At 64.2% G+C, this 5,393-nt stretch carries 4 protein-coding genes; 1 reads left to right on the top strand and 3 read right to left on the bottom strand.

Annotated elements, in window-relative coordinates; genetic code table 11:
- On the top strand, nucleotides 1–684 hold a 684-nt coding region (locus tag IVB47_RS22970), incomplete at its 5' end, for an aldehyde dehydrogenase family protein (RefSeq protein WP_247464526.1).
- Between the two features lie 174 nt (nucleotides 685–858).
- Here the strand turns inward: IVB47_RS22970 and IVB47_RS22975 are convergent.
- From IVB47_RS22975 to IVB47_RS22985, 3 genes are all read right to left on the bottom strand, one after another.
- Nucleotides 859–3,075 (bottom strand): SulP family inorganic anion transporter, encoded by a 2,217-nt coding sequence (locus IVB47_RS22975; RefSeq protein ID WP_247464528.1) that lies wholly within the window; start codon nucleotides 3,073–3,075, stop codon nucleotides 859–861.
- Between the two features lie 294 nt (nucleotides 3,076–3,369).
- Nucleotides 3,370–4,284: a phosphoribosylaminoimidazolesuccinocarboxamide synthase gene (locus IVB47_RS22980; protein ID WP_247464530.1), complete on the bottom strand. Its 915-nt coding sequence runs from the start codon at nucleotides 4,282–4,284 to the stop codon at nucleotides 3,370–3,372.
- Between the two features lie 77 nt (nucleotides 4,285–4,361).
- Nucleotides 4,362–5,279: a pirin family protein gene (locus IVB47_RS22985; RefSeq protein WP_247464532.1), complete on the bottom strand. Its 918-nt coding sequence runs from the start codon at nucleotides 5,277–5,279 to the stop codon at nucleotides 4,362–4,364.
- Nucleotides 5,280–5,393: the final 114 nt, after the last annotated feature.

Here is a 5,393-nt window from a genome sequence, read left to right on the forward strand (position 1 = left end):
GGCGGCAACGCGCCGTTCGTGGTGTTCGACGACGCCGATATCGATGCGGCGGTCGAAGGCGCGATCGTCTCGAAATACCGCAACATGGGCCAGACCTGCGTCTGCGCCAACCGCATCTATGCCCAGGACAAGATCTACGACGAGTTCGTGCAGAAGCTGTCGAAGAAGGTCGCGGCGATGAAGATCGGCGACGGCACGGAAACCGGCGTCACGCAGGGCCCGTTGATCAATTTGAAAGCGGTCGACAAGGTCGAGCGCCACATTGCGGACGCCGTCAAGCGGGGTGCCAAGGTCGTCACCGGCGGCAAGCGCAGCGAACTCGGGCGCTCGTTCTTCGAGCCGACGGTGCTTGCCGACGTCAAGCCGGACTCGCTGGTGGCGCAGGAGGAAACCTTCGGCCCGCTCGCACCGGTGATCCGCTTCAAGGACGAGGCCGACGTCATCGCGATGTGCAACGCTTCGCCGTTCGGTTTGGCGTCGTATTTCTACTCCCGCGATCTCGGCCGCGTCTGGCGTGTCGCCGAGGCGCTTGAGTCGGGCATGGTCGGCGTCAACACCGGCCTGATCACCACCGAAGTCGCACCCTTCGGCGGCGTCAAGGAGAGCGGCCTCGGCCGCGAAGGCTCGCATCACGGCATGGAAGAATATGTCGAGATCAAATACGTGATGATGGCGGGGGTTTAGGTCGCCGTCATTCCTCCACGTCATTGCGAGCGAAGCGAAGCAAATCTGTCATTGCGAGCGAAGCGAAGCAATCCAACTATTTCCGCGGCACGGATTCTGGATTGCCTTCCGCACCGAGACAGTCTGGATTGCTGCGTCGCAATAGCTCCTCGCAATGACGAAGCTACGCGCCAATCAACGTCGCAACACCGCGATCGTGCGGTTCGCAAAGGTCAGCCGCTCCGCCATCACAGACACGAAATAGGTCAGCAGCTTGTGGCTGAGTGCGGGATCCTCGGTCTTGATGGCGTCGAATTGGTGCGTGTTCAGCACGTAGAGCACGCTGTCGACCTCGGCCTGGATGGTGGCGCTGCGCGGTGTCTGTGATACCAGCCCCATCTCGCCGATCGTGGTGTAACGGCCGAGGCTGCGCACGCGCGTGCTGCGGTCGTCGTCGGCCGGGATCATGATGCCGACGCGGCCGTCGAGGATGAAATGCATGGAATCGGCGGGGTCGCCGGCTTGCACGATGACCTCGCCGGCTTCGACCTCGATGCGCTGGCAGCGGCGGATCAGCTCGTCGGCGCCGTCCTCACTGCCGAGCATTCGCGTGAACCAGTCGCGCAGGCTGGCTTCTTCCTGCGCCAGCTCCTGATGCTGCGAGATGAGCTCGTTCTCGCACCATTCCAGCGCGCGATCGAGCTCGGGGACGATGGTGACGCCCTCGCCGACGAAGTCGCTGGAGCGCAGCACCTTCTCGGCTGTGGCCGACAGATGCACCAGGATCAGCTCGACGCCGAGTTCGCCGGCGCTGCGCTTGATCTGGGCAAAGCTATAGGCGGCCGATGAATCGACGCCAGTGACGAGCTTGAAGTCGAACAGCAGATAGCGGCATTCGGGGCGTTCCTGCAGCAGCTGCTTGACGTGCTGATAGAGCCGGTTGGCGGAGCCGAAGAACAGATAGCTCTGGAGATTGAGGCCGCGGATCTTGCCGCCATGGGCCAGCAGCACCTCCTGGTCGTCGCGCGAGCGATCGAGCGAGGAGCGGTACTCCGAGCCGTCGAAACTGTATTTGATCGACTCGACCCGCGCGGCGCTGAACGCAAACGTCGCGCAGCCGATGATGACGCCGATCAGGATGCCCGGCACGAAACCCCAGGCCACGATGATCGCGATGATGGCGATCAGCGACAGATATTCCAGCTTCGACAGCCGCTTGCGCGACTCGATGATCCATTTGTGCAGCTGGTCGGCGCCGAGATAGAGCAACAGGCCGCCGAGCACGAATTTGGGGATGAAGCCGAGCAGCTCGGGTGCGACGGCGAGCACCAGCAGCGACAGCGCTGCGGCCGTGAGGCCGGACAGGCGCCCGCGGCCGCCGCTGGAGAAATTGAGCATCGAGCGGCTGGTCGAGCTGCAGCCGGGATAGCCGCCCAGCATGCCGGTCAGGATATTGGCGGCGCCGGTGACGTTCAGCTCACACTCCAGGTTGGCTTCGCGATGCGTGGCCACCTCGATGCCGGTGGTGTTGAACAGCGTGCTGGAGGCCGTGACGAAGATGACCGCGACGACGTTGCCGAGCAGGTCCGGTATGGCAAACCAGGGATAGCGGGCGAGATCGTCGGTGTGCCAGGGCAGCACGAAGACCGCTTGCGGTGGGGACTGAAAGGTCCAGCCCAATGTGTGCGCCTCATCGGAGGAGACGCCGGTGATCCAGAACGCCAGATGCGCGGTGAGCACGCCGCCGACCAGGATGATCGGCAGTCCGAACGGGCTGCGCGAGCGGTGCCAGGTGAGATACAGCACCAGCGCCATCGCGCAGGCGGCACCCAGCTCCAGCAGGATCGTGCGGTTGGCGAAGTGCGACAGTGTCGCCAGTTGCAGCGGGTGGTCGGTGATCACCCGGACCGCACCCATGACGATGAGAAGTCCGGTTGCGCCCAGGAAGCCGCCGACCACCGGATAAGGCACGTAGCGGATGGCGCGGCCAAGCCGCGTCAGGCCCAGCCCGCACAGCACCAAGCCTGTCAGCATCGTCGACAGGCCGAGCGTGATCAGGATTGGTGACAGCAACAGCGCCGACAGGTGCGCCGTCTCGATGCGTTCGACCACCGAGGCTGCCAGGATACCCGTCACCGCGGCGGTCGTGCTGTCAGGGGCTGCAATCGCGAAGGGCAGGGAGCTGCCGAGCCCGACGACGGCCGCAAGCACCGCAGAGCTGACGAAAGTGGCCGTGATGCCGTAGGACAGATAGGGCGACAACGGCCCCGCGAAGATCAGCAGCGAGTAGGACAGTCCGAATGTGACGGTCAGGACGCTGGCGGCGCTCCCGCCCAATATATCAGTCAGCGCACGCTTGAGGGCCGGAGTGAGCCCGGCCGACGGAGTGAAGCCAATTGCTGGATCTGTCACGCCGTAACACTCGCTCGTGAATATTTCCCTCCGAGAGGTAGACGACTGCGAGGCTAGTGCAACAGGATTCTTGCAAGCCGGATGGAAGAAACCGAAGCGCCCGCCATTCGTCGTCGTCCTGGCGAAAGCCAGGACCCATTAACCCAGGGAGCAGTTTGGCGAAGTCTGCGCATTCGGGATTTGCACCGAACGCACGCGATAAACCTCGCGGTATGGGTCCTGACTTTCGCCAGGACGACGCAGGGGAGGCATCGAGCCGGCCGGCAATGACGGAGCGAGAGGTGCCGAGTGGGGCTAGATCTTCAAATCCTGCCCCGTCACGCGGCGATATGCTTCCAGATACCGCTTGCTGGTCGCGTCCACCACGCTTGCGGGTAAAGGCGGCGGCGGGGCGTCGCCATTCCAGCGGCCGGCGCGGCGCTCGACGTCGAGATAGTCGCGCAAGGGCTGCTTGTCGAAGCTCGCCTGCGGCTGGCCCGGCTTGTAGGCGTCGACGGCCCAGAAACGCGAACTATCCGGCGTCATGACTTCGTCGATCAGGATGATGCGGCCGTTCTTGTCGCGGCCGAATTCGAACTTGGTGTCGGCGATGATGATGCCCTGCTCGCGGGCGAGCTCCTCGCCGAGCGTGTAGATCGCGCGCGTCATGCTCTCGAGCGTGTAAGCCGTCTCGTCGCCGACGACCTCGCGCATCTTCGCGATGGTGATGTTCTCATCATGGCCGGTCTCGGCCTTGGTCGCGGGGCTGAAGATCGAAGGCTCCAGCTTCTCGCTCTCGACCAGACCTGCTTTCAGCTTCTCGCCGGCCAGTGTGCCGCTGGCTGAATATTCCTTCCAGGCCGAGCCCGAGAGGTAGCCGCGGATCACGCATTCGATGGGAAATACCGTGGTGCGGCGGCAGAGCATGGCGCGGCCGAGAATTTCGGCGCGATGCGGCTTCAAGGCCGGCACGGCGGCGATGATCTCGTCGGTGTCGGCGCTGATCATGTGATGCGGCACCACGCCTTCAAGCTCGTTGAACCAGAACGCGCTGATTTGCGTCAGCACCGCGCCCTTCATCGGAATGGTCTCGCCCATCACGACGTCGAAGGCGCTGATGCGGTCGGTGGTGACGAGCAGCAGGCGGTCGTCGTCGACGGCGTAGATATCGCGCACCTTGCCGCGCCCGATCTTGGGCAGCGGCAGGTCGCTGGAGAGCATGGTGGTCATCGGCAGAACTTTCGGAGCAAGGCCTTGCGACAGGACATCCGGCCGCGCCTGATCGCGCGACCGGAAACCGGGATAGCCTATTCCGGCAGCGGAATGAACTCATGTTCCTGCGGAACCGCAGCGAAGCGGCCGGTTTTCCAGTCCTGCTTGGCCTGCTCGATCCGCTCCTTGCTGGAGGAGACGAAATTCCACCAGATGTGGCGCGGGCCCTCCAGCGCGTCGCCGCCCAGAAACATCATCCGCGTGGCTTTGAGCGCCTTCACCGTGATGCGGTCGCCCGGCCGGAAGATCAGCAGCCGCGGCCCCTCGTAGCGCTCGTTCGCGATCTCGACCTCGCCGTCGACCACGTAGATGGCGCGCTCCTCGTGATCGGGGTCGAGCGGCACGGTCGCGCCCGCGGCCGCCGTGACCTCAGTGTAGAACCAGGGCGACACCATCGAAACAGGGGAAGTGACGCCGAAGGCCGAGCCCGCGATCACCTTCGCGGTGAAGTCGCGCTCGGAGACCATCGGCAGGTCACCCGCCCCGTAGTGCTGAAACGAAGGGGCGATTTCTTCCGATCCTGCCGGCAGCGCGATCCAGCTTTGCAGGCCCAGCATCTTCTGCCCCGAGGCGCGTTGGACATCCGGCGTGCGCTCGGAATGCGCGATGCCGCGGCCGGCCGTCATCAAATTCATCGCGCCGGGCTGGATCTCCTGGATGTTGCCCTCGCTGTCGCGATGCATGATCGCGCCGTCGAACAGATAGGTGACGGTAGCAAGCCCGATATGCGGGTGCGGCCGCACGTCCATGCCCTTGCCTGAGACGAATTGCACCGGCCCGAAATGGTCGAAGAAGATGAAGGGTCCGACCATCTGCCGCTTGCCGTGCGGCAACGCGCGGCGTACCGCGAAGCCGTCGCCGAGATCGCGCGTGCGCGGCACGATGACGAGATCGAGCGCATCGCAGGACATGGGATCGCCGAGCACGGGATCGTTCGAGGGTTGCCAGCTCATGGTGGACTCCTTTTGGTTTCTTCGAGCTAAATCGTAGCAGGATTTTGTGCGGCCGTCGCGGCTAAGCCTGGATCACATACTCCGCCGTCATCGCCCGCGAAAGCGGGCGATCCA

Source organism: Bradyrhizobium sp. 62 (assembly GCF_023073035.1).
GTDB lineage: Bacteria > Pseudomonadota > Alphaproteobacteria > Rhizobiales > Xanthobacteraceae > Bradyrhizobium.